This window comes from Aquiflexum sp. (assembly GCF_041751335.1).
Classification (GTDB): Bacteria; Bacteroidota; Bacteroidia; order Cytophagales; family Cyclobacteriaceae; genus Aquiflexum.
In genome coordinates this window covers 1-3306 of sequence record NZ_JBGSXS010000278.1, presented here as the reverse complement: position 1 = coordinate 3306, position 3306 = coordinate 1, and the positions used below count along the sequence as shown (strand labels likewise).

Below are 3306 nucleotides of genomic sequence, written 5' to 3'. Positions count from 1 at the left end.
AATTTTGAGGAATTATTTGAAATAGGTATTACTTTTTCTTTGCCACAAATACGCCATTCGGTTGGATAAATTTGGCTTCTTTTATATTCCCGTCTTTATCTTCCAAAAACTCTATGACGAATCCCTCCACGATTTTCAGCGTGAACTTATCCTTGCCAGTAGACAACAATTCATACTCCGGTTGGCCAGCAACAAAAAGATAGAGCGTATTTTCATTTCCATCTTTTAGGTAAAATTTGGCAACCTGTCCACCAAGGTCATAATCTCCTGAATATTTTTTCAAGGTTTCTTTATCCACCTCAATTTCTTTGGGTTTGCGCTTGAATTCTATGGCATCTACAGTAGGTTCCGCTTTGAAAGAAAGTGAAGCAATCTCCCCCATATTGTTAATCCTAAAATTGAACTGCATGGGTGAAACCATTGTGGTATCAACTTTTCCATTTTCCAAACCCACCAATGAAAAGATATTGTAATGGAAGTGTTTTAGCCAGACTTTTTCGTAAGGGGTGCTGGCAAAAAGGGAATCCCTTTCAAACTGTACATCAATGGTTCCATACCCTGGGTGCGAATAATCTCCTGAAAATTCTGCGAGAACATGTGAGGTTTTGGTACCCTTTTTTTGGATGGAACTGGATTGTGCTTGGCCTGCAGCAGCTTGCTTTTTGGCTTCATCTGCTTTTTCTTTTTGGATCTTGTTCCATTCGGTTTTATTCACTTTCAATAATCTGTCACTGATTATATTCCGAACAATCCCAGGGATTGGTGAGCCGTTTTGATTGGATAAAACCACAATCCCAATACTATCCATTGGAAAAAAGGCTGCATTTGCAGAGAATCCATTAATATTCCCGCCATGTTCTACTCGGTAATGTCCTTTATAGGAAGAGACCATCCAACCGTACCCATAGTTACTGAGATGCATTTCTGGAAATTCTTTGTCAGGAATACTATTGGCCATGATCATTTGTGGACTCATGGCTTCCTTGACATAAGCATCAGGCAGGATTTGATTTCCTTTGAATTTCCCCCCATTGAGCCAGGAGATCAACCAATTGGACATTTCGTTGACACTGCTGTTGATACTTCCTGCAGGACCCATTGCAGCAATGTCATAATAGTCCATCTTTTTGATAATGGAATCGTTTTTCACTTCGTAGCCAAAGGAAGCATCTTTTCCGTTTTTCAGTCCATCAATGATTGCATTGGTGTTTTTCATTTCCAAAGGATCAAAAAACTTTTCCTGAAGATTTTCTTCCCAAGATTTTCCTGTAATCCTTTCTGCGATTACTCCTTGGGCCAAAAACATGAAATTATTGTAATACCATTGCTCTCTGACCTTTGCAAAGGGTTCCTGATATTGAATACGCTGCATCAAAGAATCCCGAGATTGGGAAGTAAAAAAATACCAACTCAGGTCATGTCTTGGAAGTCCTGTTCTATGGGTCATCATATCCTTGATGGTAATCAGGTTGTTCATTTCATTGTTGTAAAATCGGAGTTCAGGGATATGTTTGATAGGGCTATCTTCGAAAGACAACTTGTCCTCTTCCCTCAAAATCCCCAATAACCCGGAAGTAAATGCCTTGCTGCTTGACCCGATAGCAAAAAGTGTGTTAGGGGTTACCGAAATTTTGTTTTCGTAATCTCGGTAACCGAAACCTTTGGAATAAATGATTTTATCCTTCTCTACCACAGCAACTGCAAATCCAGCAGCCTTCCAAGTGCCAAGGACTTTCTCGAGCTCAGCATCCAAACCTGAAAAGCGGTTGTCCGTTTTTTGTTTTTGAGCAAAGGAAGTTATTGCGATTAATGAAATTAAAATGGAGAGGATTAGTTGTTTCATGGTGTTTTCATTAAAAAACAGAAGATAGTTTAAATTTGGGTAAATTTTAATCAAAAAATCAATTTGTGTTGAGAATAAAAAAATTCAATGGGATTTGTTATATTTTTTGAACGATAAAATACCACTTTGAAAATAAATATTTTGTACATAATTTTGTACATATTATTCCAAATATATATAAATATGTTAAGCACTTCTATTTCAGATTTTAGGAAAGATATAAAGAGTTATTTTGATAGAGTCACTGAGAATTTCGAAACTCTAATTATCAATCGCGGAAAGGATAAAGGAGTAGTAATCATGTCTTTGTCTGAATATAATTCATTGCTTTCCACCCAACATGAGCTTTCTTCTACTGAGAATGAAAGAAGATTGGATTCAGCAATTGAAAAATTGAAACAAGGTAATTCCTATAGTAAAAATCTACTTGAAGAATGAAGTATATTTTTGTTGACGAGTCCTGGGAGGACTATTTGTATTGGCAAAAAACCGATAAAAAAAAGCTCAAACGGATAAATGAACTTCTCAAGGATATTTCTAGAAATCCCTTTTCGGGAATTGGAAAACCAGAACCACTAAAATACAAATACTCGGGTTATTGGTCCCTTAGAATAGATGAAGAACACAGATTGATTTACCAGGTAAAGAATGATGAAATCTTGATCGCAAAATGTCGATTTCATTACGATTGAATTCAAAACAATTGATTTGTTAATTTACCTCATACATTGGTAAGAATCTCAAATAGTCCTATATATCCATTGTCCTCTTTTTTCGATACCAAAATAGATTTCCTCCGCGGCATGGGTCCGCAGAAAGCTGCTTTGCTCAATAAGGAGCTGAATATTTTTACCTATGGGGAACTGCTGCAATATTACCCTTTCAGATACGAAGACCGGACCAAGTTTTACAAAATCAAAGAACTGAACGAGGACCTAGAAAATGTACAGGTCATTGCCAAAATCCGAAAAGTGGAGACCATTGGAGATGCCAGGAGAAAGCGGTTGGTAGCTTACATTTATGATGAGACCGGAGAGATGGAGCTCACTTGGTTCAAAGGGACTCAGTGGGTAGTCAAAAAACTCCTGATCGGACCTGCCTTTGTATTCTATGGTAAGCCCAACAAATACGGCCGAAAGTTCAGCATCGCCCACCCGGAAATGGAGCCCCTTTCTCAGGTGCAGGAGGAAAAGAGTTTTTTCCAACCCGTCTATTCTACGACGGAAAAGCTGAGGGCAAGATATTTGGATTCCAAAGGAATTTCCAGAATAATGGAGGGCTTGGTTCAGGTAGCCTCTCCTCAGATTCAAGAAACATTGCCCTTGGATATAATACAGCGGTTTAACCTTATTTCAAAACAGGTAGCGCTAAAGCAAATCCACTTTCCCGAAAATCCCGAAATCCTAAAACAGGCAAGGTTTCGGCTGAAATTTGAAGAGTTTTTCTTTGTGCAGTTGAGGTTA

The 3306-nt window shown here is 38.1% G+C and carries 4 protein-coding genes; 3 read left to right on the top strand and 1 reads right to left on the bottom strand.

Going from position 1 to position 3306, the window contains the following annotated elements; genetic code table 11:
* Nucleotides 1–28 precede the first annotated feature (28 nt).
* On the bottom strand, nt 29–1843 hold the full coding sequence (locus tag ACEW8U_RS15620) for a serine hydrolase (RefSeq protein WP_373522986.1): 1815 nt from the start codon (nt 1841–1843) through the stop codon (nt 29–31).
* Between the two features lie 183 nt (nt 1844–2026).
* Here ACEW8U_RS15620 and ACEW8U_RS15615 point away from each other — a divergent pair, with 183 nt between their 5' ends.
* The 3 genes from ACEW8U_RS15615 to ACEW8U_RS15605 form a co-directional block, all read left to right on the top strand.
* Nucleotides 2027–2281 (top strand): type II toxin-antitoxin system Phd/YefM family antitoxin, encoded by a 255-nt coding sequence (locus ACEW8U_RS15615; RefSeq protein ID WP_373522985.1) that lies wholly within the window; start codon nt 2027–2029, stop codon nt 2279–2281.
* Nucleotides 2278–2535 (top strand): Txe/YoeB family addiction module toxin, encoded by a 258-nt coding sequence (locus ACEW8U_RS15610; RefSeq protein ID WP_373522984.1) that lies wholly within the window; start codon nt 2278–2280, stop codon nt 2533–2535. The genes ACEW8U_RS15615 and ACEW8U_RS15610 overlap by 4 nt, the downstream gene beginning before the upstream one ends.
* 69 nt (nt 2536–2604) lie before the next feature.
* Nucleotides 2605–3306 (top strand): OB-fold nucleic acid binding domain-containing protein (locus tag ACEW8U_RS15605; protein WP_373522983.1); only part of this gene is annotated, 702 nt, incomplete at its 3' end.